The sequence below is a fragment of the Streptomyces parvus genome, from assembly GCF_014648875.1.
GTDB classification, from domain to species: domain Bacteria; phylum Actinomycetota; class Actinomycetes; order Streptomycetales; family Streptomycetaceae; genus Streptomyces; species Streptomyces parvus.
The window spans coordinates 368,019-392,222 of the sequence record NZ_BMRY01000006.1; the positions used below are offsets into that span (position 1 = coordinate 368,019).

Sequence of the window (24,204 nt, forward strand, 5' to 3'; positions counted from 1 at the left end):
GGCTGCGCATACGGTCCACCGCATGACTGTGATCGTGCGTGATTTCCGCCCGTCCGACGCGGAGGCCTGGACCCGGGCCCGCCGGGCCTCGGTCCCGTGGATGGTCGCCACCCCCGAACAGATCGTCCACGACCTGACGCACGCCCATCCGGACAAGCACTACCGGCTGCTGATCGCCGAGGAGGACGGCGAGATCATCGCCACGGCCCAGGCGGGCATCGCCCATGAGAGCCCCGAGCCGGGGCAGGGGTACTTCACCCCGCAGACGCTCCCCGGCCGCACCAACCGGGGCGCGGGCTCACTGCTGCTGCGCACGGCCGAGGAGCACCTGGCCGGGGTCGGGGCCACGGTGCTGTACGCGTGGGTGCTGGACGACCCGGAGAGCCTGGAGTTCGCCCGTAAGCGGGGCTACGAGCCCAAGCGCTCGGCCCACTTCCAGCGGCTGGACCTCGCGGGCGGCACCCTGCCGCCGCGTCAGGAGCTCCCGCCGGGCGTCGAGCTGCGGACCGGGACGGACTTCGCCGACGATCCCCGGGCGCTGTTCGAGGCGGACGCCGAGGTGACGGCGGACGAACCGGGCGACATCGCCGCCGAGCTGGACGACTACGAGGACTGGCTGACGAACGTCTGGCGGCACCCGGCCTTCGACCAGGGGCTCACGTCGGTGGCGCTGGTGGACGGGAAGGTGGCGGCGTTCAGCGCGGCGACCACCGACGGCGAACGCACGTATCTGAGCTCCATGACGGGCACCCTGCGGGAGTTCCGGGGGCGAGGCCTGGCGAAGCTGGCGAAGAACGACTCGCTGCACCGGGCGCGGGCGGCCGGCTACACGGACGCCTACACCTCCAACGACACCGGCAACGGCCCGATGCTCGCCGTCAACCAGTGGTTCGGCTACCAGGTCTGCGCGACGGAGGTCCGCCATGTCCGCCCCCTCTGAGCTCCGCGCGGGCGGCCCGGACGAGCTGGTCGTCGCCCTGACCAAGGCGGGCCGCACCAAGATCCGCTATCCGGCGGAGCTGGTCCGGGACGACGGCGTCCGCGTCACCGTCCGGGCGCCGTGGGCCGCACCCGGGGTACGGGACTTCGGCTTCGCCCGGTTCGAGCCGGGCGATGTGTTCACCGAGCACTACTGGCGGGACCGGTGGTTCGCGGTGAAGGAGGTCCGCACCGGCGACGGCGGGCTCAAGGGCTGGTACTGCGACATCACCCGGCCCGCCGTGCTGGCGGACGGGGTGCTGGCGGTCGAGGACCTGGACCTGGATCTGTGGGTCTCGGCCGACGGCTCGTGCGTACTGCGGCTGGACGAGGACGAGTTCGAGGAGAGCGGCCTGGCGGAGCGCGACCCGACGGCGGCCGGCGCGGCGGCCTCGGCCCTGGACGAGCTGGAACGCCTGGCGAGGTCCGAGGGGCTGGCCGGTCTTCTCTCCTGACCGGCCCCGCCCCGAGCACCATGTACGGCACCCGGCTCAGGGGCGCGGCCGCGACGCGGCGACCAGCTCCACCTCGTACCCCGCCGGGTCCTCCAGATAGGCGGCGTGGTGGCCGTCGCCGCCCGCGTACGGATGGCGGTCGGGGAACAGCAGGCGCCAGCCGTACGCCGGGGCCTCGGCCGTCAGGGCGTCCAGGGCGGCCCGGTCCGCGACGTGGAACGCCAGGTGGTTGAGCCCGGGGCGGCGGCGGTCGTGATCACCCGCGACCAGGTCCGGGGACTGCTCCAGCACGACATACGCGTCGCCGCGCCGCCAGCTGCGGCCGTGGGCCCAGTGCTGGTACGGGACATGGCCGAGGCGGCCCAGCAGCCAGCCCCAACTGCGCTCCGCCGCCGCCAGGTCCGCCACCCACAGCTCGATGTGGTGCACCCGGCCGGTGGTCTCCCCGGCGGCGGGCAGCGGGACGGCCCGTCCGGCACCGCCCGGGACGTACGCGATCGGCTCCCCGTCCCGATGCCAGTGGATCATGAAGTGCTCGCCCGCCCGGTAACCGTCGAGGCCCGCACGGCAGTACGCCACCATGTCGTCCGGCAGCGCGGCCAGCGGGAACCACGCCAGCTCCGAGCACTTCTCCGGCTCGGCGTTGCGCGGCGGGCGCTCCGGGTCGTACTCCGCGACGAAGAACCAGCCCATGCGCGCCCCGCCGCCGGGGCCCCGGTGCTGCATCACGAGGGCCACCCGCAGTTCGTCGGGGTCCAGTTCGAGGCCGATCTCCTCGGCGGCCTCCCGGATCATCGCCTCGCGGACGTCCTCGCCGTCCTCCGCGTGGCCGGAGGGCATGTGGAGCAGGCCGTCCGCATAGCCGGTGTTGGAGCGGCGGGCCAGCAGGACGTCGGGGCCGCGCCGCAGGATCAGATGGACGTCGACGACCTCGGTGTGCCGGTGGGGCGGCATCACGCGGGCGACCAGCGCATAGCGTTCGTCGTCGACCTTCTTGCCCCAGAGCCGGCTGTCGGAGGCCAGGTCCTCGTGGTGGATGCGCTCGGTGTGCGCGGAGAGCAGGGCGGTGAGCGTGGTGGCGGACAGACCGGTGCCGTTCCACACCCCTTCGACCAGGACGAGCCGGCCGCCCGGCTTCAGCAGGCCGAACCAGTGCTCCAGGGCCGCCGCCGGGTCGGGCAGCAGCCAGACGACATGCCGGGCCACGACCACGTCGAACGCCCGCTCGCCGACCGGGGGCCGGGCGGCGTCCCCGACGAGGACCTCCGCACCGGTCCCGACGAGCTTGGCCCGGGCCTTTTCGGCCATGCGGGGCGAGCGGTCGACGGCGGTGACGCGGTGGCCCTGGCCCGCGGCGAGCAGCGAGAGGCTGCCGGTGCCGCACCCCAGGTCCAGCACGTCACCGCGGGTGCCGGGCAGCCAGCTCTCCAGCCGCCCGGCCCAGGCGTCGCGCACCGCGGGGTCGAGGAGCCCGTGGTCGGGCTCCTCGTCGAAGGATCCGGCCGCCGCGTCCCAGTCGATCGTGGTCATGGCTCCGATGCTCTCAGCCGCCGCTGACAGTGCGGGACTCCTCTGCCGCATTCCGGCCACCGCGCACCCGCCCGATCAGCCGGCCGATCAGCGGCCAGGCCACGATCAGCACCACGATCACGTAGACCGTGACGGAGAACGGGGTGTTGACCAGGCCGGTCACACTGCCGTCGCTGATCTGGAGGGCACGGCGCAGCTGCTGTTCGGCGGCCGGGCCGAGGATCACGCCGATGACGGCCGGCAGCACCGGCAGCCCGTACCGTCGCATCCCGAACCCGATCAGCCCGATGACCAGGAGGATCACCAGGTCGAGTGACTCGCCGCCGACCGCGTACGCGCCGACGGCGGCGAAGAAGAGGATGCCCGCGTACAGATAGGGGCGCGGGATCCTCAGGAGCTTCGCCCAGACGGGCGCGAGCGGCAGGTTGAGGGCGAGCAGCAGCACCATGCCGACGAACAGCGAGGCGATGAGGCCCCAGACCAGCTCCGGTTCGCGCTCGAACAACAGCGGGCCGGGCTGGATCCCGTACTGCTGGAAGGCGGCCAGCATCACGGCGGCGACGGCGGTGGTGGGCAGTCCGAGGGTGAGCATCGAGACGAGGGTTCCGGCGGCGGAGGCGGAGGCGGCGGCCTCGGGTCCGGCGACGCCTTCGATGGCGCCCTTGCCGAACTGGTCGCGGTGCTTGGAGAGCCGCTTCTCGGTGACGTAGCTGAGGAAGGTGGGGATCTCGGCGCCGCCCGCCGGGATCGCCCCGAACGGGAAGCCGATGGCGGGCCCGCGCAGCCAGGGCTTCCAGGTGCGCTTCAGGTCGGTGCGGCCGAGCCAGGGCCGGCCGACGGGGATCGGCTTTCCGGTGGAGCGGCGCAGGTGGGCGGCGACCCAGAGGGCCTCGCCGATGGCGAAGAGCCCGACCGCGACGATCACCACGTCGACGCCGTCGGCGAGTTGGAGCGAGCCGAAGGTCAGGCGCTGCTGGCCGGTCATCTGGTCGAGGCCGACCAGTCCGATGGTGAGGCCGATGAGGAGGGAGGCGATACCGCGGATGCGGGAGGCGCCGAGGACCGAGGTGACGGCGATGAAGGCCAGCACCATGATGGCGAAGTAGTCGGGTGCGCCGATGCCGATGGCGAGCGACGCGACGGTCGGGGCGAGGACGACCAGCAGGATCGTGCCGATCATCCCGCCCGCGAAGTGACCGATCGCGGCGGCGGCGAGCGCCTGGGCGCCGCGTCCGCTCTTCGCCATCGGGTTGCCCTCGATCGCGGCGACCACGGCGGCGCTCTCACCGGGGGTGTTGAGGAGGATCGAGGTGGTGGAGCCGCCGAACATCGCCCCGTAGTAGATGCCCGCGAACATGATGAACGCGCCGGTCGGGTCCAGTCCGTACGTCACCGGGAGCAGCAGCGCCACGGCCATCGCGGGTCCGATGCCGGGAAGCACGCCGATCGCCGTGCCGAGCAGGACGCCTATCGCGGCCCACAGCAGGTTCATCGGGGTGAGCGCGGTACCGAAGCCGTCGATGAGGGAGTTGAGGGAATCCATCGGTCAGAGCACCCCCATCAGCGGGCCGCCCGGAAGGGGGACACCGAGCAGGTTGTCGAAGACGAAGTAGGTGAAGAGGGAGAGCCCGGCCGCGATGAGCGGATCGCGGTCGTGGCGGCGGCTGCCCAGCGCGTAGGCGGCCCCCCAGAAGAGGAGCGCCCCGGCGATCGGGAAGCCGAGCGGGCCGATCAGGACGGCGGCACCGAGGAAGACCCCGGTGAGCAGGAGGACGGTGCGCCAGTCGGCGGGCTCGTCGAGGTCGACGTCCTCGCCGCCCTCGGCCTCGCCGCGGCCGCCGCGCAGGACGTCGACGGCGAGCAGGACGGCGATGAGCAGGAACATGCCGCCGATGACGAAGGGCACGGTACGGGGGCCGACGGGGCCGCGCTGGGCGATGTCCACGCTCATGGTGAGGGCGTCGGTGAGGACGAGCACGCCGAGTGCGAACAGCAGGACGCAGACGCCGAGCTCGGAGTGCTCGCGCAGCCAGGCGCGGGCACCGCCACCGCTCGCCGGCACGGGCTCGGCCGGTCCGGTGGGCCCGGCGGGTTCGGTCGATTCGGAGGTCACAGTCCCAGCTCCTTGAGGACGGTGGCGACGCGCCGGTCCTGCTCGTCGAGGAAGTCGCCGAAGGGTTCACCGGCGAGGAAGGCGTCGTCCCAGCCGTTCTTCTTCATCGACTCCTTCCACTGCTTCGAGGCGTGCAGCTCGCGGATGAGGCCGGTGAGCTTGTCGCGTTCGGCGTCCGAGATGCCGGGCGGGGCGACGATGCCGCGCCAGTTGGTGAACTCGGTGTCGAGTCCGGCTTCGCGCAGGGTGGGGGCGTCGAGACCCGGCACCCGCTTCGGGCCGGTGACGGCGAGCAGCCGCAGCTCGCCCGCCTCGATCTGGTCGCGGTACTCGCCGAGGCCGGAGACCCCGAAGCCGACCTTGTCGCCGAGGATGGAGGCGAGGAGTTCACCGCCGCCGTCGAACGGCACGTAGTTGACCGTCTTCGGCGCGATTCCGGCGGCCTGCGCCATGAGCATCGGGGCGAGGTGGTCCGGGCCGCCGGGCGAGGAGCCGCCGCCTACCGGGACCCGGGCCGGGTCCTTCTTCCAGGCGGCGAGGAGGTCGGCGATGGTGCGGTACGGGGAGTTCTTGGCGACCACCACGATGTCGGGCTCCTCGGTGAGCCGGGCGATCGGGGTGGTGTCGGCCAGGGTGCTCGGGGACTTGTTGGTATGGACGGCCCCGACGACGCCGAGGCCCATGGAGAGCGCGAGCTTGCCGTTGCCGTGTTCGCCGACGAGCCGGGTCAGGCCGACCGTTCCGCCGGCGCCCGGCAGGTTGAACACCTCGATGTTGTGGGTGAGGCCTGCGTCCTCGGCGTTCTTGGCCATGGTGCGGGCGGTGATGTCGTAACCGCCGCCGGGGGTGTTGGGGACCATGAAGCGGAGCCCGGGAATCTGAGTGCCGGTGTCGGAGCCGTCGCCCGTGGAGAGCAGGGGTGGCCCCACCACCACGAGCAACGCGGCCCCGAACAGGGCGAGGAGAGTGCGCAGTCGCACAGGTTCCGCCTTTCGCTGTGAAGTGGCCCACATGTTGCCTGCGCGTTAAGAAGCTGTCTCTCTTCCGGTATCAACGGACGTTGTGGTCATTGAGGTCGCGGCCTACCGTGGCGGCGTGACGACGGTGCTGGTGGTGGACGACGACTTCATGGTCGCGAAGCTGCACGGCCGCTATGTGTCCGCGATGGACGGTTTTACGGTGGTCGGGGTGGCGCACAACGGCGCGGACGCCCTGCGGGCCGCCGAGCGGCTGCGCCCCGATCTGGTGCTGCTCGACATCTATCTGCCCGACATGGACGGGATCGACGTCCTGCGCGCCCTGCGCACGGCGGAGGAGCGGGACGCATCGCGCCCCAGCACGGACGCCCTGTTCATCACAGCGGCCAAGGACGCCGGGGTGATCAGGGCGGCGCTGCGGGCGGGTGCGCTCCATTACCTGATCAAGCCGTTCAACCGCTCCGCCCTCCAGGAGCAGTTGCGCCACGTCGCCGCCCTGCGTACCCGCCTGGACGAGCTGGGCGAGGCCCGCCAGGAGGACGTCGACCAGATCTTCGGCACCCGCCCGCCCGGCTCCCGCGAGCTGCCGAAGGGCCTGGCCGCCCCCACGGCCGACCTGGTGGAACGCACCCTGCGCGACCACCCCGGGGGCCTGTCCGCCTCGGAGTGCGCCGAGGCGGGATCCCTGTCCCGGGTGAGCGCTCGCCGCTACCTGGAGTGGTTCGCCGGAACGGGCCGCGCGGAGGTGACGCTGCGGTACGGGGGGACGGGTCGGCCGGAGCGGCGGTACCGCTGGAAGGGCTGAGGGCTACGCCGGAGTGGGCTGACGCGGGGTCACGTTCATTCGCCCGCGTCGTGAACCGGGGTCATCTCAACACGCCGGACCATCAGGCCGTGTCCGCGCGATCGCCTCGCGTACGCGCTCAAGCCGCAGCCGGTTCTCCTCCAGCCACCCGGTCGCCACGTCCACGGGAACCCGCACGGCGATCTGCGTCGACGGCGAGTCGTGCACCGTCACCTCCAGCGGATCATCGGGGACCACGCAGAGCCACGCACTGCGATCGCCGGGCGGCCACTCGGCCCCCTCCTCCGCCGCGAGCGCATCGAGACAACGACCCCATTCATCCAGGTCCCCGCCCGAAACGCACAGTCCCACAGTGCCGTTGACGAAGCCGCTCTCCAGCACGATCTCGGCCGCGTAGTACCTCTCTTCCCCGGGGGCCATCGGGGCATCGCACGCGACCCGGAGAGTCACGCTCTGCACGCGGTCAGCGAATCGGAAAAGCTCCGCAGCATGTACGCCGTCGATCACGACACCTCATGGGACGAGTGGGCGAACCGGACGCTCGGATCATCTCGTACCCCGGTCCGCGACGATGACGGCACCCTCTGCCTGAGCGCCCTCTTAGCCCTTCCTTAACCGCACCATAAGGATCACCCTCACCCCCTCCCAGCAGGGTTTTTCGCCCTCCCGAACGGCTAGCTTGCTGATCGCCACCCCCGACAGCAGTGCCGTATCGAAGGAGATCCACCCATGACCGCTCGTCGCAAGGCCGCCGGAGTTCTCGCCCTCGGACTCGCACCGCTCGCCCTGGCCGGGCTGACCGCCACGCCGGCCGTCGCGCACGGTTCGCTGACCGACCCGGTGAGCCGGGTGTCGGCCTGCTTCGCGGAGGGGCCGGAGAGCCCGAAGTCGGCGGCGTGCCAGGCAGCCGTCGCGGCGGGGGGCACGCAGGCGCTGTACGACTGGAACGGGGTGAACATCGCCAACGCGGCGGGCAAGCACCGTGAGCTGATCCCGGACGGCAAGCTCTGCAGCGCGGCCAACGACAAGTTCAAGGGGCTCGACCTGCCGCGCGCCGACTGGCCGGCCACCGCCCTGTCGGCGGGCAAGCACACCTTCCGGTTCCGGGCGACGGCCCCGCACAAGGGCTCGTTCGAGCTGTACATGACCAAGCCCGGCTATGACGCGACGAAGCCTCTGGCCTGGTCGGACCTGGAGGCGAAGCCCTTCGCCGAGGTCACCGACCCGGCGCTGGTGGACGGTTCGTACGTCTTCGACGGGACGATTCCCGAGCGTTCCGGGCGGCAGCTGGTCTACACGATCTGGCAGCGTTCCGACTCCCCCGAGGCGTTCTACGCCTGCTCCGACGTGACGTTCGGCGGCGGTTCGGCGGGCGGGGGTTCGGCGGAGAAGGAAGAGGAGAAGGGGGAGCAGGGTTCCGGTGGTGACGCCGGTGCCGAGGCTCCGGCTCCGGCCGCCTCCGCCCCGTCCGAGGAGGCGATCACCGAGGGCGCCGAGAAGTCGTCCGTCGAGCACAACGGCCACGGTGACGACGACGCGAACACCGGGGCGAAGGTCACCGCCGCCGCCCCGGCCGCTCCGGAGAAGAAGACCGAGGGCAACGCGCCCGAGGTCAACGCCGCGAGCAAGGACGAGGTGCTGGCCGAGACCGGTGGTTCCAGCAGCAGCACCTACCTGGCGATCGGCGGCGCCGGGGTGCTCGCCGCCGGTGCGGCCGTGCTGTTCGCCTCGCAGCGCCGGCGGGCCGCCGCCGCGACGGGGCGCCACAGCCGCTGACCGCAGCGCCCCTCTCCGTACCCCTGCCGCGTCCCTCCGGGACGTCGGGCGCGGCAGGATGTGACGGGCCGGGGTCCGCCGTCCGTACTCCCGGACGCCGGGCCCCGGCCTGTTGCTGTCGTGCGGTGGGTCAGCCGATGACCGAGGCGCAGGTGGTCGGGGTGGCGCGGGCCGGGTCGAGGGCGTTGGCCACCTCGTGGAAGGCGATGCGGTCGATGGTGCCGATCGCGACGTGCTCGGAGAGGTCGAGCGGGCACAGGTCCTGGAGCAGCACGTTGCGTACGTTCGGCCCGTCCAGGTACTGCGTGCGGTACGGGGTCACGACCTGGTCGTACTTGGTCGCGATGACGGTGTAGCGGACGCCGGGAACGGTGTCGCCGCCCGCCGTGAGCTTGGTGATGAAGGGCGATCCCGCGATCTGGTCGGCGAGTCCGGGGGTCTTGTCACTGATGAACTTCTCCACGCCGGGGAAGAACGGCAGCAGTTTGGTGAGGCCGAGCAGCGTGGTGCCGTGGTTGTCCGGCGCGATGCCGACGAGGGCGTTGACCTTGTCGGCGCCGCCGAGGAACTTCAGGTAGTAGTTCGGCATCATGCCGCCCTGGGAGTGGCCGACGATGTCGGCCTCCGGGGCTCCGGTGGCGTCGAGCACCTTGTCGACGAACACGGCGAGCTGTTCGGCGGACTTGTCGATGGGTCCGAGGCCGTGGAAGAAGGGCACGCCGGGGAGCTGACCGTAGTCGAGGGAGAAGACGCAGTAGCCCCGGTTGACCAAGTAGGGGGCGAGGACCAGCCAGTTGTCGATCGAGTTCCCGAAGGTTCCGTGGACCAGGACGACGGGTCGGGGATGGACGGCGGAGGGCTTGCAGGAGTAGTCGTTCCAGCCTCGCGATGTGGCCGTCTCGGCGGCCGGGGCCGCGCTCGCGGTCGCCGTGGGGGCGACGAGAACGGTGAGGGCGAGAAGCAGGGCGGCGAGCAGACTGCGCGTGCGGGGAGTGTGCGCAGCACGGATCCAGGGCAGCATCGTGGGATCTCCTTGCGGCTCAAGGGAGGTGCGATGGCGGTGCGCCCTGTGGCCCGGACCACAAGCTGTACGTGCTCATGCCAAATTACGCACGAGTAAGCGGGCGAGGGAAGTTACGCGTCGGTAAAAACTGGGGCGGCCTCGCGCGAGATCACGTAATGAGGCCGGCCGCGACCAGAGCCCCGCCGACCACCCCGCCCGACGAACGCCCCAACTCCCGGTGCCGTACGAACAATTCCCGATGTCCACTCGGTGCGACCCCTAGGCATGACGCGTTCATGACGACATGCTGCTCCTGCTCCCTCGCACCACCCGACGAGGAGCACCTCAGGAGCAACTCCATTCACCCCCACGGAGGTCGTCCATGCGCCGTCGCTTCACGGTTCCGCTCGCCACGGTCGCCCTGTCACTCCCCCTCGCCCTGGGCACCGCCGGTTCCGCCTCGGCCGCTCCCGCCGACAAGCCCCAGGTGCTCAGCTCCTGGACCCAGACGAGCGCCTCCAGCTACAACGCCTGGAACGCGGCCCGCAACAACCAGGGCGCCTGGGCGGCGTACGGCTTCAACTGGTCGACGGACTACTGCAGCAGCTCCCCCGACAACCCCTTCGGCTTCCCCTTCCAGAACTCCTGTGCCCGCCACGACTTCGGGTACCGGAACTACAAGGCCGCGGGCACGTTCTCCGCCAACAAGGCCCGGATCGACTCCGCCTTCTACGAGGACCTCAAGCGCGTGTGCGCCCGCTACTCGGGCGCGACGAAGACCTCCTGCAACAGCACCGCCTGGACCTACTACCAGGCCGTGAAGATCTTCGGCGTCTCCCCGGCGGACGCGGGCGCCCGCAATCTGCCCCAGGCCGCCTGAGCCCGGCCGCGCCGGGCGAAGAAGAAGGGCCCCCGGCGAACCGGGGGCCCTTCCTCGCTGCCGTCGTACGGTGGTGCGTCAGCCGATCTCGGCGCCGTAGGCGGCCAGCGCCTCCGGGACCGGCTGGAAGAAGGTCGTACCGCCCGAGGAGCAGTCGCCGCTGCCGCCCGAGGTCAGGCCGAGCGCGGTGTCGCCCGCGAAGAGGGCGCCGCCGCTGTCGCCCGGCTCGGCGCAGACCGTCGTCTCGATGAGGCCGTTGACGATGTCGCCGTTGCCGTAGTTGACCGTGGCGTCCAGGCCGGTGACCTCGCCGTCGTGCACCTGGGTGGTGGAGCCGCTGCGGGTGACCGCCTGGCCGACCGTCGCGTCGCCCGCCTGGGTGATCGCCTGGGTGGAGCCGTCGTAGAGGTTCACCTCGCTCGGGTGCTCGGTGTCCGAGGTGTACTTGACCAGGCCGTAGTCGTTCTCCGGGAAGCTGGAGCCCTCGTTCGCCCCGATCTCCGCGCCGCCCTGGGAGTCCGACCAGCTGGTGACCGACTCGGTGCAGTGGCCGGCGGTCAGGAAGTACGGCTCGCCGTCCTTGACCACGTTGAAGCCGAGCGAGCAGCGGGAGCCGGAGCCGAAGATCGCGTCGCCGCCCGCGATCAGCGGCTTGAACTCACCCTTGGTCTTGACGAGTTCGGCCTTGCCGCCGAGGCCGTCGACCACGGCCGAGAGCTTCTTCCAGGCCGCGCCGTCGACCGTGCTGTCCGCGGTGACCTTCACCTTGTTGGTGACCGGGTCGACCGCCCAGGAGGTACCCGGGATCGTCGCCCTGTCGGTGAGGGTCTGCCGGGCCGACTTCAGCTCGGTCAGGGAGTTCTCCACGATTCTGGCCTTGGCGCCCGCCTGGCGGACCTGCTCGGCGCCGGCCTCGTCGACGACGTTCACGACGAGGGCCTTCGCCGTGGTGTCGTAGTACGAGCCCGCCGCGTCCGCACCCAGGTCACGGTTCAGGGTGTCGGCCAGCTTTCCGGCCGCGCCCGCGCTGAGGGTCTTGGCCGCGAACTGCGGCACATCGTCACTGGCGTTCGCAGACTGGAACGTGAATCCCGCTGCGACGAGGGCGACGACGGCCGAGCCGGCCAGCGTCGCGCGCTTCCTGGATATGCGTCGATGCTTCAAGTTCGACCTCCTGTGGGGCCGTGGACGGAGCATGTGGGGTGCCCGTACACGGAGGATGGGGCGCCCACTATTCCGAGGCCGGGAAACGCACACAAGGCCGACTTCCGGACGTGCACACGACACCGACGCTTCACCCTCGGGTCGTTCACTTACCCCCGGTCACGCCATGTCGGTTCCCTTCGCAAACACCCGGTGCAATCATCGGCGGCCCCAGAGTGAGGACTAGTCCTGTCCGATATTCGCCCCCTCGGTCCGGATGGTGGTGCGGTCCGTCCGGATGGCGACGGAAGTCCTCCGTCGGCTGCCTCCCAGGACCTTCACAGTTCCTCGTCGACGAACGGTGCCCGTAACGCCCCTGATGGGTCATCATCGAAACGGCGGCAGGCACCGGAAGCACCTCGGGTCCGGGCCCGCCGGGTGACCGGGTGACCGAGCGGGGGAGGCACGGGTGCGCAATCGGGTGCTCGCGGCGGACGGGCGGCATCTGATGGTCGAGCGGATGGGCGACCCGCGGGGGAGACCGGTCTTCCTCCTGCACGGCACCCCGGGCAGCAGACTCGGCCCCGCTCCCCGCGGCATGGTCCTCTATCAGCGCCATACGCAGCTCATCGCCTACGACCGCCCGGGCTACGGCGACAGCGACCGCCACGAGGGCCGGCGGATCAGCGACGTCGTCGGGGACGTCCGCGCCATCGCCGACGCGCTGGGGCTGGAGCGGTTCGCCGTGGTGGGCCGCTCCGGCGGGGCCCCGCACGCCCTGGCCTGCGCGGCGCTGATGCCGGAACGGGTCACCCGGACCGCGGCCCTGGTCAGTCTCGCACCCCGGGACGCGGCCGGTCTCGACTGGTTCGAAGGGATGTCCGCGTCCAACGTGCTGGCGTACTCCACGGCGGCCGACGACCCGGAGTCCCTGGCGCGGTCCTTCATCGTCCGCTCGGCGCAGATCCGGCAGGACCCGGTGCGGCTGCTGGACGATCTGCGCCGGGAGCTGACCGACTCCGACCGGCTGGTGGTCAACGACGCGGGCATCCGGTCCATGCTGCTGCGCAACTTCAGCGAGGGGCTGCGTCATTCGGCGTACGGCTGGATCGACGACGCCATCGCGTTCTGCCGCCCCTGGGGGTTCGACCCGTCCCGGATCACCGGCGAGGTGCTGCTCTGGCACGGGGTGCAGGACGTCTTCTCCCCGGTCGGCCACTCCCGCTGGCTGGCCGGGCAGATCCCGGGCGCCACCACCGTACTGGAGCCGAGAGCGGCGCACTTCGACGCGTTCCCCATGCTCCCCCGCATCCTCGACTGGCTGCTGGAAGAGCCGGAGCACCGCGGCGGGAACTGACCCGGCCGCCTCGCGCCGGGAGGACAAGGGGGGTGTCCGGCCCTGATCCGCAGGGCACCCCGAGCCTCCCGGCGCGGCGCGTCACACCATCATCGGCTCCAGCTCCCGCCGGAACCGTTGCTCGGTGCGGGCGATCCGTACCAGCGGATGGTCGTCGCCGAGCTGGCGGGCCAGCTCCACGACGAGCTCCGACCGCAACTGCGCCGCCTCGTCCTCCCGGCCCATCGTGTCGAGCGTGACCGCCATGTTCGAGGTCATCGCCAGGGTCTCCGGATGGTGCGTCCCGAGTGCTTCGCGGAACTGCCCCGACAGCCTCTGCTCGGTCTCCAGCGCGATGTCCAGATCGCCCCGGTCGGCCGTCGCGCTGGCCAGGTTCATCACACAGAACAGGGTGTTGGGGTGCTCCCGGCCGAACGCCTCCCGCATGGCGGCGACGACCTGTGTCAGCACCCGCTCCGCCGCCTCCGGCTCCCCGGCGCCCGTCAGATAGACGCCGAGGTTGTTCTGTGCCGCCAGGGTGTACGGGTGCTTCTCCCCCGGCACCTTCATGTACTGGTCGACGACCTCCTGCGCGGTCTCCAGCGCCTCGGCGCTCTCGCCCGCCGCGAACAGGTCCGCCGCGAGGTTGAGGTCACAGGCCAGCGACTCGGGGTTGGCGATGGTGTACTTCGCCCGGTAGCGGGCGCGGGTCGCCACCGTGAGCCGGCGGGCGTCCTCCAGCCGGCCCGCCCTGCGCAGCGACACCGCGAGGCTCTTCGCGGCACTGAGCGTGGTGGGGAAGGTACGGCCCATCGTCTCCTTGAGGCTGTTGTACGTCGTGCTGAGCAGCCCCACCGAGTCCTCGTACCGGCCGACCTCCCGCAGGTCGCGCGCCAGGTTCATGGCGGAGGACAGGCTGTAGGGGTGGTCCGGTCCGAGCACCTGGGTGCGCAGGTCGTAGACGTCCTGGTCGATCTCCCGGGCCCGGGCGTACTGGCCGACGCTGCGCAGGTTCAGGGCCAGGTTGTTGGCGGCGGCCAGGGTCCGGGGGTGGGAGTCGTGGAAGATCTGCCCGAACCCCTCGTGGGCCTCGGTCGCCATCTCGATCGCCCGCGCGTAGTCGCCGAGCAGCCCGAGGTCGATGGCCAGGCTGCTGGTGGTCATGTACGTGTGCGGGTGCTCGGGTCCCAGCACCTCCCGCTGCCGCTCCAGGGTGACCTCGTCCAGCTCCTTCGCCTCCACGTAACGGCCGCGCGTGCGGAGGATGTTGGAGAGGTGGAAGCGGAGGTACAGGTACTGGAGGTCGCGCTCGCCCAGCTTGTCGCGCCAGAGCTCGCGCAGGTCCTCGCCCAGCGCCCAGGCGGTCCTGATGTCGCCGCGCTTCCACAGGTAGCGGACGCGGTCGATCAGCAGCCTGCGGGTCTCCGGCTCCTTGCAGTTGCGGGCGTCGGACGGGCCGAGGTGCGGCCAGATCGTGGCGAAGCGCGGCCAGGTCTCCGGGTTGTCTATCGGCTCGTCGTCGTCGGGGCGGGCCCCGGCGAGGATGCGGTGGACGACGTGCCGGGCCTCACGCTGCTCCTCCTCGCTGAGCTGTGCCTTGATCACGGCCTGGACGAGGCGGTGCACCTGGATGGAGTTGGATACCTGGTCGACCTTGGCCAGGGCGAAGCGGCCGATCTCCCGGATGACGCGGCCCAGCACCAGCTTCTCCTGGAGCGAGGAGTCGTACGGCTTCAGCGCGTCGATCATCTCCTTGCTGTAGAGGAGGTTCGCAGAGATCGGTTCGGGCGCGAAGAAGGCGCAGAGCTGGAGCAGCCGTACGGCGGCGGGCGAGCGCTCCTGGAGCCGGGCGATGGAGATGTTCCAGGTCGCGGCGACCGGTTCCGGGTAGCCGGCCGGCTGGTTGAGCGCGAGGACCTGGGGCGCCTGCTGGGCGAGCTGTTCGAGATAGGTGCCGATGGGGGTGGCGGTCTCCGCGATCCAGGCGGCCGCCTGCTCCACGGCGAGCGGCAGGTCGCCGACCGCGGTCGCCACCTGTGCGGCGTCCTCGTCGCTGAGCCCGGGGGCCCGGCGCTGGAGGTGCTCGATGGACTCCTCGCGCAGGAAGACGTCCACGGGCAGCGCGTCCCCGTGCTGGGACCAGCTCTGGTTGCGGGAGGTCACCAGGATGTGGCCGGAACCGCCCTGCGGGAAGTAGCGGCGCAGCTGCTCGGGGTCGTCCGCGTTGTCGAAGACCAGCAGCCAGCGGTCGGAGGGCACCCCGCGCCGCAGCAGGTCGACGGCCTCCTGGGAGGCGGCCGCGATGTCGTCGCCGCCCTGGGCGCCGAGCCGGGCGGCGAGTTCGGCGAGCGAGGCGACGACGTCGTCGGGCTGCTCGGACGATATCCACCACACCAGGTCGTAGTCGGCCATGAAGCGGTGCACGTACTCCAGGGCCACCTGGGTCTTGCCGACGCCGCCGAGTCCGTACAGGGTCTGCGGCTGCGGCAGGACGACGGCCAGGCCGCCGCCGAGCTGGTCGCGCATCCGCTCCAGGACGAGCGAGCGGCCGGTGAAGCCGGGGTTGCGGGGCGGCGCGTTCCAGATCCTCGGTACGGTGCCGGGGAAGCGGGGCCCGGGCGAGACCCCGTCGGTGACCTGGACCGGGCGGTCCAGGGCCCGCATCACGGCGGTGGTGGCGTGCACCTCGTCCAGCCGGAAGAGGTCGACCGGGTTGCGGTCGATGTACGGGGAGGTGAGGCGTACGTCCCCGATGCGCAGCGGGACCAGTCGGCGGCGGCCGCTGCCGACGGCCTCGGCGGCGGTCCGTTCCCACAGCTCGACCGCGCGCTGGGACTTCAGATACGCGCTGGAGAGCAGGACCACGGTGCGGGCGGCGTTCTCGGCGGTGGTGTCGGCGGGCTCCTCGGGCGGGCGTTCGGCGGAGACGTCGCGCGGCACGACCCGGAAACCGGCCCGGGTGAGAATCGATTCGAGCCAGTCGGCCCACATCCGGTTCTCCGCCACATAGCTGAGGTGGAGATCGGCGGGCAGGGCGGGCCTTCGCCGGGTGAAGGCGTCGCGGATCCGCAGCCGGACCTCTTCGCCGACCGGGGGCATCGAGGTGATCTCCCGGTCGGTGATGACCGCGGTGAGGCGTTCGAAGGCGGAGAGCAGCGAGTTGGTGAGCCCGGCCTCGTCGCCGAAGGTGGAGAGCGTCTCCTCGTAGGCGTAGTAGGGCCGGTACGGGATCTCCACCGCCCCCCAGTAGGCGGTGAGTTCGTCGCCGGACAGATCGCGCGGCAGCCGGTCGAACTTGAGCCGGGCCAGCGCCCGTCCGGCGTCCGCCTTCTCCTTCTCGCCCTCGTCGATGCGCATCGGTACGGGGTAGAGGGCGATGGGGCGGCCGGTGTTGCGCTCGGCGATCTGGCGGGCGACGGAGGCCGCGCCGTCGATGGACTGGTCGCTGAGGGTGAAGCAGTCGACGAGCACGTCGGGGAGGTGGACGGTGCAGATGTCGGCGATGTCGCTGAGGCCGGTCCGGCTGTCGATGAGGACGTAGTCGTAGTTGGCCTTCATGTCGTCGCGCAGGGCGTCGAAGAAGTGGCCGCCGCCGAACCGGTCGTAGAAGTTGTCCCAGTCGAAGGTGGAGACGGTGGCGCTGTACTCGCGGTTCTGCCGTCCGGCGGAGACGAAGTCGAGCGTCCCGCCCTGCGGGAACTCCCAGCCGAGCGACTCCGGGGTCAGCGACACGGCGTGCGGCTGGATGCGGGCGTAGTCGCGGTGCCAGTCCTCGGCGCGCTGGGCGGGGCTGGTCGCGGCCCAGGCGTACTCGGTGATCAGGTCGATCACCCCGGTGGTGGCCCCGAGGGTGGCCGGGTCGAGGAAGGGGTGGAAGAACCGGTGGAGTCCGGGGGCCTCCAGGTCCCAGTCGACGGCCAGGACCCGCTTGCCGTTGGCCGCGAGGATCCAGGCGACGTTGGCGAGCGCCATGGTGCGCCCGGTGCCGCCCTTGTACGAGTAGAAGGTGACGATGCGCCCGTCACGACCGGCACTCATAGGTCCTCCGCTTCCGTCGCAGGGTCGTGCGGGTCGGGTATGTAGCTCGTGTTGCCCATGGGTCCGGTGAGCCGGGTCCGCTCGCCGGATCCGCCGCCGGATCCGGGCGGGTAGGCCTTGGCGTGCTTCAGATACTGCTGGGCGGCCACCTCGACCACCTGGGGCAGGAGTTGGCCGAAGGCCTCCATGGTGGGCACTCCTTTCGCGGCGGCCCGGCAGAGGGCCCGGCCCTGGCCCATCTTCACCGGCATGACCGCTTCGAGTTTCTCGGTGAGCTCGGTCTCCGCGGCCCGGCTCTGGTGGTCGTCGCGGCTCCACGGGACGACCATGGTCACCCAGGGCCGGTTCTCCGCGTCGAAGGCGGCGAGCCGGCGGCAGTGGTCCTCGTCCCGCAGGGCCCAGCGGTCGACGAGCAGGATCTCCGGGGTGCTGGGCGGGGCCTTGCCGTCGTGCCGGTCCTCGTCGAACGAGGTGATGACGGCCTGGTAGTTGAGCGAGCGGACCAGTTCCTCGGCCACATAGGCCAACGGCCGGGCGGAGGTGGGGTAGTACGGGTTCCAGTCCTGGGGGTGGTCGCCGTAGTGGTCGCTGTTGCGTCCCTCGGGCAGATCATGGCGGGTGGGCGCCGCGATGGTGATCTGCATCGGCCGGGGTGCGCCGACTCCGCTGCTGGGGGAACCGAAGGCGCTGGGGGCGAGGCGGTAGTCGACGGGCCGGCCGGTGTCGATGCGGACCGAGTCGGCGACGCTGACGATGCGTTTGGCCAGTTCGTAGACGGCCCGTTCGTACTCCTCGGCGAAGAGTCTGAGTTTGATCAGACCGTAGAGGCCGTCGCTGACGTACCGTTCGCCGAAGTCGCGGTGGTTGAACTGCAACCGCTCGGCGGAACCGGGCAGTTGGCTCGGGGGCACCGGCACCCAGAGTGCGGGGACGATGGCCTCGGCCGGCTGGTTGGAGCGGGCCCGGTGGTGGATGGCCCGCTGTTCGAAGGCGTACCACTCCTTGCCGCACATCTCGCTGGCGAAGTAGCGCGGCGAGAACAGCGGAACGAAGACCCGGCAGGTGGCGAGGACGTCGCCGAGCCGTTCCGACCAGCCCTCCCCGGAGCGTATCTCCCGGTCCATGAATCCCGCGGGTGCGCCGGCGGGTAAGTCGGTCATGGCCATCACATGGCCGCAGAGATCCTGGAAAAGCCGTTCGACCCACATATCGGGGTCCGTGCCGGCGCCGTACCCGGGCGTGTGGGCGTAACTCAGAAAGAAATACGGCCGATGGCCCACCGCTCGCTGTTGCGTCGATGCGTGCACACGACCCCCGTCCTGTATGAGCACTCGCATCCCGGAAGGAGGAAGGGAGTGCAAGCGAACTCATCATTCCGGAGCGGGCCGCGTTCCAGCCCCTCCCGTTCGGTCATTCGAACGTCACTTTCCGGTCAGACACCAGGACGATCGCTCCATCACCGGACGGCGAGAGGCTCCTGCCGCGATTCCTACCGGCCGCACTCCGCGTTCCGCTGATCTCCTTGCGGACAGCGGCGATCAGCTGTTTTCCGTCGACCGTCACCTCCGCCGCGTTTTCGATCATGTCGAGTGCTTCCGGAACACCCGTGAGGAAGCGCGGATCGTAAAGTCCGAGCCCCGCCCGTTCGTATGTCTCGGCCAGCAGTCGGGAGAACGTCACGTGTTCGTTCCCCCAGGGCGTTCGATGTTCCCAGGTACCGTCCAGGGCGTAAAGATCCGTCACTTCACCGAGCGCCCGCAGTTTCGCCCGGCGGAATCCGCTGAGCAGACCGAGTGCCGGCTCCATCGCGCCGGTCACCGGCCCGGAGCCGAGCGCTCCGGGTCCGTGGCGGCCCGGCGCGGCCGCCCCGGTGGAGAGCGGGGTCAGCGTGGTGAGCGTACGGGCGGCCTCGGCGGCCTGGTCCGGTACGGCGTCGGCCAGCAGCGCCCAGGCCCCCGCGATCCGGTGCGCCCAGGCCTCGGCGTCCTCGGCTGCGAGGCGGTCGACCGCGGGGGCGTCGAAGCAGTCGCGGAGGGGGTCGAGGTCGTCCAGCAGGAGGGCGGGGGCCGGTGCCTGCCGCAGGACGCGGACCGGCAGCCAGTGCGGCCCTTCGGGCTCGTCGGGGGCGATGCGCCGTCCGGTGCCGGGCGCGGCTTCCGTCTCCCGGACGAGGAATCCGCCGTCCGCAGGGTGCACCACCGCCGCTCCCCGCTCCCCCGGCCCGCCGAGGACCACGGTGCCGAGGGTGGGCAGGTGCAGGCCTCCGTCGCGGTACGCCACGGGGACGGGCAGGTCGAGCCGGGCGCGGACGGCTGCGGCGGCCACGGTGGCGGCGAGCCGTTCGGCGGCGGGTTCCGCGAGTCCCCGGCCGGCGTCGAGGTCCGTGAGGGCGTCGACCAGCCAGGTGCGGGTGTAGGGGTGCGCGAGGACCGCGTCGAGCGCGTCGGCGCCGGCGGTGTCCGCCTCGACCGCCGCCGCGAGCCGCCAGGCGTCGTCCCAGAGCGCTCCGCCCCGCCCGCCGAGGGTGTCGTGAACCACGGCGAGCAGGGTCCGGGTCAGGTCCTGGTGGGCGGCGAGCAGGGCGGCGGGCGAGCGGACGGCGGGTGATTCGGTGGCGGCGACGGTCCGTTCCTCGATGCCCCGGATCAGGGCGGCCAGGTCGGCGCAGTACACGGAGGGGTTGTCGAAGCCGCCGCCGGAGGCGCCGTCGGAGCGGTAGCGGTGGGTGTAGAGCCCGCCGCCGCACGAGCGTACGACCGGGCAGCGGCGGCAGGTCTCGCTGACGCCGGCCAGACCGAGCTGCCGGGCCCGGACGCCGGGGTGGGCGGCGACCTCGTCGAAGGTGTTGCTGAAGACGTCGAACCCGGTGGCGGCAGCGCCTTCGTAGGCGCTCTTGAGCGAGTCGACCTGTTCCAGCGTCCCGTCGGTCTCGATGACGACGAGGTCGGTGGGGGCGAGGCCCAGGGACTCGGTGAGACTGGGGCCGCCGCTCAGGCTGGAGAGCACTGATGAGAACATCCGGACGGGCATGGGGCGGCCCCGTTCCGTCCAGCGGTCGAAGACGGTCAGGAGCCATGCGGCGTACGCGGTGGGCGATCCGTCCGGGCGCGGCGGCGGCTCGTCCCAGGTGGCGTGCGGCAGCAGGAAGTCGACGAGCGGGGGTTCGAGTTCGGCGAGGGCGTCGTGCACGGCCACCGGGTCGTTGTGGATGTCGACCGTGCAGAGCAGGCCGAGGTCCAGGTGGCGGTAGCGCTCCTCGCGGAGCAGTTCGACCGCTCGCAGCACCATCGGGTGGCTGCTGCGTCCGTCGGCGAACCGGCGGTGGCGGTCGTTGGCGGCGCGGTCGCCGTCGAGGGAGATCCCGACCCGGACGTGGAACTCGTCGAAGAGGTCGAGGTAACGGGGGCTGAGCTGGACGCCGTTGGTGTGGATCCTGAGGTCCAGCTCAGCGATGCCGTTCAGGGCCGAGCCGAGCTCCTCGCAGACCCGGCGCAGTCGCGCGGGCCCTGCCAGGAGCGGTTCCCCGCCGTGCAGGATCACTGTGACGGAGGGAAGCGCATGAGTGGTCGCATGCTCGGCCAGACGCCGGGCTGTCCAGGAAATTGCCTCGTCGGAGATGACTTTCGGTCGAGTCAGCCAGCTCTGATCTGCATGTTCGTAGACGTAGCAGTGGTCGCAGGCAAGATCGCACCTGCTGTGCACTTTGAGAACGAATTCGCGGAAGGGGACCAGGGGTCCTGTCATTCCGCCATTCTAGCCAGTTCTGACGCCTGCTCAGAGAGCGGAATTGAACGTGGAGATCCGGGTGGACCGGGCCGTGGTGGCACCGCATACGCGGTTGATCTTCGTGACGGCGTCGGCGCTGCGGACGTCGGTCGCCGCGAGGGTTGCGCGGGTCTTCGCAGGGGCGAAGTCGGGGGTGGTTCCGTAGGTCTTCACGGCCGTCCTAGGGGGATCCTGAGGGGGTCTGTTTCCGGACATTGAAACGCTGCCGGATTCCGTGTCATCACACGGCCCGGCACGCGCACTTTACTACCGCGGAGGCCCCTCCACATGTCGGCGGAACAGCCTTCACTCCGGTGTTTCGAAAGTCGAAACACGCCTTCCGTTCGGCCTCTTGGGTGATCGGGGCACGAGCGGCGGGACCTTCGGACGGGAGAGCCGGCCGATCCGCCGCCGGCTTTCGCAGGTGGGAGGCTTGCGGACAGCTTCGGAGCCCGCCCGGACCGGGCGCGGTCGCGCGAACCGCGAGGCGCCCGCCGCGGCCTCGACGGGTCGCCGGGACGCCCTGGCGGGGGCCGTAATTCACTCGTTCACCGGCTCCGCTCCGGGGCGGTCGACCGCCGCACGGCGGTCGCGCCGTCCGCGCCCCGGCCCCGGGCACGGGCAGGGCGCGGCCCGGCCTTCCCGGCGCACCCCGCGCGGACGTGGCCGAACCCCGTCGTGGCGGCCGTCCGGGGGGCCGAGGCGCTCTTGCCCGGCCCTGCCCTCCCACCTACTCTCGTGGCCCCGGACGGGTCAGGCGTGACGGCCGGCCGGGTCATACGACAACTGCAGACGGAGGCGACCGTGACGGCGTTGCCCGAGCCGCTGAGATCCATGGTCTTCAGGAACGACGACCTGCCCGAGCTGTTCCATCACACGGACGCGGTCGCCGTGGCCCGCCAGCGCGAGGCCGTGAACACCACCCGGGCGCAGCTTGCGCTGCTCGTGGCCGGCACCGTGCCCGCGGCGCTGCCCTGGCACGCCGAGGACGGGCCCGCGGCCCGGGCGCTGTACGGCGCGGCGGTGCTGGCCTATCTGGGCGTGCTCTTCACGACCTTCCTCGCCTCCCAGCGCAAAGCAAAGTCGCATTGGCAACTCAACCGCTCCGCAGCCGAGTTCATCAAATCGAACTGCTGGCGGTACGCGGTGCACGGCGCTCCGTTCGACAGCGCGTCCGAGCATCCGGAGGCGCTGTTCGCGAACCGGCTGGAGGACGGTCTCCAGGAGCTGCGGAAGGTGGGCTGGGCCGATCCCCGCGAGGAACTGCCGGATTCCGGCGGGCTCATCACGGATTCCATGCGCGCGTTGCGGAACAAGGCCTACACGGTCCGCAAGGAGACGTATGTACGGGACCGGCTCATCGAACAGCGCCGTTGGTACCGCCGGCGTCAGCAGGCCTCCCGGCGCGGGGCGCTCATGTGGTCGGGCGCGATTGTCGCGCTGACGCTCCCGGCGCTGGCGCTGAGTGTGCTCCAGACCTTCGGGGTGGGCCGGTCGTTCGGTCTGACGGGGGCGCTGTCCGCGGCGGCGGCGGCCTGTCTCGCCTGGAACGAGATGCGCCGGCACCATCCGCTGATCTCGGCGCACTCGCTGGTGGAGCAGGACCTGGAGTCGATGCAGGCCGCCATGGAGACCACCCTCACCGAACGGCACTGGCCGGCGGCGGTGTTCGAGACCGAGCGGATCGTGTCGCCCGAGCACACCGACTGGCTGGTCAGACACCGCGTGTGAGTCCCTTGGGCGCGGCCCCGGCTCCGGTCAGCCGCGCAGCACCCCGTCGCGCCAGATGACGGTGACCGGGCGGCCGAGCGTGCGGGCGTACGTCACGATGTCGCCCGTGCCGCCGAGACCCCGGGCGGGGAGGCCGTCCCAGACCGCGAGCAGCCGGTCGCAGTGGTCGGCGATGTAGGCGCCCGCCGCGTAGTACGCCTCGTCGGTGGAGTGCGGGAAGTCGAGCCGGACCTCCCGCGCCGCGCGCGCCTTGAGCGTCCGGTAGCGGGCGAGGTCGGCGGCGTTGTCGAAACAGGCCTCGTAGTCGCCGCTGGGGATCACGGCGGTCAGTTCGGCGCCGCAGGTGAGGGCGAGGTCGGCGAAGAGCTGGTCGGCGCCGACCGCCAGGCTGGAGAGCGCCTGGACGGCTCGGTCGGGGCCGCACAGGGCGGCCCGGATTCCGGCGAGCACATGGGCTTCCGCCTCGGCGGGGATGGAGCGGTGACCGGTCACTCCGATGCGGTACACGGATCTGCTACCCCCTGATGCCAGCGGGGCGCACCCCGGGAGCGCCCCCGCCCCCGCCGCCCCGTCACGACGATCCGTCGTGGCGACATCCTCTCAAGAGCCCCCCGGCGAGCGGGAGCCCCCGTCCGGAATTCCGGACGGGGGCACGTATGTACGGACAGCTCCGTACCCGATCGGCGGGGCCGGTCAGTACACGCTGACGCCGTACGCGTTCAGGGCTTCCACGACCGGCTGGAAGAAGGTCGTACCGCCGGAGGAGCAGTTGCCGCTGCCGCCGGAGGTGAGACCGATCGCCCGGGTGCCGGAGTAGAGCGGGCCGCCGGAGTCGCCGGGCTCGGCGCAGACGTTGGTGCGGATCATGCCGTAGACGACGTCGCCGCCTCCGTAGTTGACGGTGGCGTTGAGTCCGGTGACCGAACCGCTGTGCGTGCCGGTGGTGGAGCCGCGGCGGGTGACGGACATGCCGACGGAGGCGTTGGCGGCGCTGGTGATGTCCTGGCTGCCGACGGTGCCGCTCTTGGTGATGCTGCTGTTGGTGTAACGCACGATGCCGTAGTCGTTGTTCGGGAAACTGGACCCGGAGGTCGTCCCGAGCACGGTGGTGCGGGCGGAGTTGGCGTACCAGGTGCCCGTGCCGTTGGTGCAGTGGCCGGCGGTCAGGAAGTAATAGGTGCTGCCGCTGCGGACGTTGAAGCCCAGCGAGCAGCGTCCGGTGGCGGAGTAGATCGCGTCGCCGCCGGAGATCAGCTTGGTGAACTTGCCGGGGGTGCGTTCGATGCGCAGCGCGTCGGCGTTGGCGCCCGCCGACTTCTTGATCTGGTTGATCTCCGCCTGCGTGACCGTGCTGTCGACGGTGACGACGAGGCGTTTGGTCTGCGGGTCGATGTTCCAGGCGGTGCCCGCGATGTCGGCGCCGAGCACGGCGTCGCTCGCCGCGGTCAGCTGGTTGGCGCTGAACGTCCGGGGGGTTTCGGCGTTCGCGGTGGGGATGGCCATCGCCGCGACGGCGGCGAGCCCCGCGAGGACGGCCGTGGTACGGACGCGTCTCGCCGCGATGGAGCGGTTGTTGGTGCGCTTGATCCTCACGTCGGGTTCCTCCGAGGGGAATCGGGGGCCCTCCTGTGGGGTGGCGGGCCCGTGAGGCGCAGTCGGGGGCCTGTCCGGATT

Annotated in this window: 20 protein-coding genes; 7 read left to right on the forward strand and 13 right to left on the reverse strand. The window is 71.3% G+C overall.

Going from position 1 to position 24,204, the window contains the following annotated elements:
• Positions 1-22 precede the first annotated feature (22 nt).
• Positions 23-940 (forward strand): GNAT family N-acetyltransferase, encoded by a 918-nt coding sequence (locus IE140_RS20935; RefSeq protein ID WP_150193167.1) that lies wholly within the window; start codon positions 23-25, stop codon positions 938-940.
• Complete coding sequence (locus IE140_RS20940) at positions 924-1,433, forward strand: ribonuclease FAU-1 family protein (protein ID WP_150193166.1); 510 nt, start codon at positions 924-926, stop codon at positions 1,431-1,433. The genes IE140_RS20935 and IE140_RS20940 overlap by 17 nt, the downstream gene beginning before the upstream one ends.
• Positions 1,434-1,469: 36 nt before the next feature.
• Here the strand turns inward: IE140_RS20940 and IE140_RS20945 are convergent, their stop codons facing one another.
• The 4 genes from IE140_RS20945 to IE140_RS20960 are packed head-to-tail and all read right to left on the reverse strand — an operon-like array spanning position 1,470 to position 6,056.
• Positions 1,470-2,963, reverse strand: coding sequence for a trifunctional class I SAM-dependent methyltransferase/NUDIX hydrolase/VOC family protein (locus IE140_RS20945; protein WP_150193165.1), 1,494 nt, complete (start codon positions 2,961-2,963; stop codon positions 1,470-1,472).
• A gap of 13 nt (positions 2,964-2,976) precedes the next feature.
• Complete coding sequence (locus IE140_RS20950) at positions 2,977-4,506, reverse strand: tripartite tricarboxylate transporter permease (protein ID WP_150193164.1); 1,530 nt, start codon at positions 4,504-4,506, stop codon at positions 2,977-2,979.
• A gap of 3 nt (positions 4,507-4,509) precedes the next feature.
• Positions 4,510-5,076, reverse strand: coding sequence for a tripartite tricarboxylate transporter TctB family protein (locus IE140_RS20955; protein WP_150193163.1), 567 nt, complete (start codon positions 5,074-5,076; stop codon positions 4,510-4,512).
• On the reverse strand, positions 5,073-6,056 hold the full coding sequence (locus IE140_RS20960) for a Bug family tripartite tricarboxylate transporter substrate binding protein (protein WP_032775718.1): 984 nt from the start codon (positions 6,054-6,056) through the stop codon (positions 5,073-5,075). The genes IE140_RS20955 and IE140_RS20960 overlap by 4 nt, the downstream gene beginning before the upstream one ends.
• A 115-nt stretch (positions 6,057-6,171) precedes the next feature.
• On the opposite strand from IE140_RS20960, the gene IE140_RS20965 reads away from it, so the two are divergent.
• Entirely contained in the window at positions 6,172-6,858 is a 687-nt protein-coding gene (locus tag IE140_RS20965) for a response regulator (RefSeq protein ID WP_176725731.1), read from the forward strand.
• Between the two features lie 66 nt (positions 6,859-6,924).
• Here IE140_RS20965 and IE140_RS20970 read toward each other — a convergent pair whose 3' ends face one another.
• Positions 6,925-7,365 (reverse strand): DUF5959 family protein, encoded by a 441-nt coding sequence (locus IE140_RS20970; protein WP_150193162.1) that lies wholly within the window; start codon positions 7,363-7,365, stop codon positions 6,925-6,927.
• Between the two features lie 222 nt (positions 7,366-7,587).
• Between IE140_RS20970 and IE140_RS20975 the strand changes: the two genes are divergently transcribed.
• Positions 7,588-8,634, forward strand: coding sequence for a lytic polysaccharide monooxygenase auxiliary activity family 9 protein (locus tag IE140_RS20975; protein ID WP_150193161.1), 1,047 nt, complete (start codon positions 7,588-7,590; stop codon positions 8,632-8,634).
• A gap of 130 nt (positions 8,635-8,764) precedes the next feature.
• Here the strand turns inward: IE140_RS20975 and IE140_RS20980 are convergent, their stop codons facing one another.
• Positions 8,765-9,655 carry an esterase/lipase family protein gene (locus tag IE140_RS20980; protein ID WP_150193160.1) on the reverse strand — a complete coding sequence of 297 codons (891 nt, stop codon included), beginning with the start codon at positions 9,653-9,655 and terminating at the stop codon, positions 8,765-8,767.
• Between the two features lie 364 nt (positions 9,656-10,019).
• On the opposite strand from IE140_RS20980, the gene IE140_RS20985 reads away from it, so the two are divergent.
• Positions 10,020-10,517, forward strand: coding sequence for a phospholipase (locus tag IE140_RS20985; RefSeq protein ID WP_150193159.1), 498 nt, complete (start codon positions 10,020-10,022; stop codon positions 10,515-10,517).
• Positions 10,518-10,595: 78 nt separating this feature from the next.
• Here the strand turns inward: IE140_RS20985 and IE140_RS20990 are convergent, their stop codons facing one another.
• On the reverse strand, positions 10,596-11,681 hold the full coding sequence (locus IE140_RS20990) for a S1 family peptidase (RefSeq protein WP_093442831.1): 1,086 nt from the start codon (positions 11,679-11,681) through the stop codon (positions 10,596-10,598).
• A gap of 448 nt (positions 11,682-12,129) precedes the next feature.
• On the opposite strand from IE140_RS20990, the gene IE140_RS20995 reads away from it, so the two are divergent.
• Complete coding sequence (locus IE140_RS20995; RefSeq protein ID WP_093442833.1) at positions 12,130-13,017, forward strand: alpha/beta fold hydrolase; 888 nt, start codon at positions 12,130-12,132, stop codon at positions 13,015-13,017.
• An 81-nt stretch (positions 13,018-13,098) separates the two neighbouring features.
• Here IE140_RS20995 and fxsT read toward each other — a convergent pair whose 3' ends face one another.
• From fxsT to fxsA, 4 genes are all read right to left on the reverse strand, one after another.
• Positions 13,099-17,034 carry an FxSxx-COOH system tetratricopeptide repeat protein gene (gene fxsT, locus IE140_RS21000; protein ID WP_093442835.1) on the reverse strand — a complete coding sequence of 1,312 codons (3,936 nt, stop codon included), beginning with the start codon at positions 17,032-17,034 and terminating at the stop codon, positions 13,099-13,101.
• Positions 17,031-18,371: an FxsC protein gene (gene fsxC, locus IE140_RS21005; RefSeq protein WP_158690776.1), complete on the reverse strand. Its 1,341-nt coding sequence runs from the start codon at positions 18,369-18,371 to the stop codon at positions 17,031-17,033. The genes fxsT and fsxC overlap by 4 nt, the downstream gene beginning before the upstream one ends.
• A 73-nt stretch (positions 18,372-18,444) precedes the next feature.
• Positions 18,445-20,778, reverse strand: a complete 2,334-nt coding sequence (fxsBH, locus tag IE140_RS21010; RefSeq protein WP_150193158.1) for a radical SAM/SPASM protein FxsBH, inactivated beta-hydroxylase extension form — start codon at positions 20,776-20,778, stop codon at positions 18,445-18,447.
• Between the two features lie 30 nt (positions 20,779-20,808).
• On the reverse strand, positions 20,809-20,973 hold the full coding sequence (fxsA, locus tag IE140_RS21015) for an FxSxx-COOH cyclophane-containing RiPP peptide (RefSeq protein WP_010056998.1): 165 nt from the start codon (positions 20,971-20,973) through the stop codon (positions 20,809-20,811).
• 660 nt (positions 20,974-21,633) lie between these two features.
• On the opposite strand from fxsA, the gene IE140_RS21020 reads away from it, so the two are divergent.
• Positions 21,634-22,530 carry a DUF4231 domain-containing protein gene (locus IE140_RS21020; RefSeq protein WP_167533420.1) on the forward strand — a complete coding sequence of 299 codons (897 nt, stop codon included), beginning with the start codon at positions 21,634-21,636 and terminating at the stop codon, positions 22,528-22,530.
• A 27-nt stretch (positions 22,531-22,557) separates the two neighbouring features.
• Here IE140_RS21020 and IE140_RS21025 read toward each other — a convergent pair whose 3' ends face one another.
• Entirely contained in the window at positions 22,558-23,037 is a 480-nt protein-coding gene (locus IE140_RS21025; RefSeq protein ID WP_010070273.1) for a hypothetical protein, read from the reverse strand.
• Positions 23,038-23,223: 186 nt separating this feature from the next.
• On the reverse strand, positions 23,224-24,123 hold the full coding sequence (locus tag IE140_RS21030) for a S1 family peptidase (protein WP_093442841.1): 900 nt from the start codon (positions 24,121-24,123) through the stop codon (positions 23,224-23,226).
• Between the last annotated feature and the right edge of the window lie 81 nt (positions 24,124-24,204).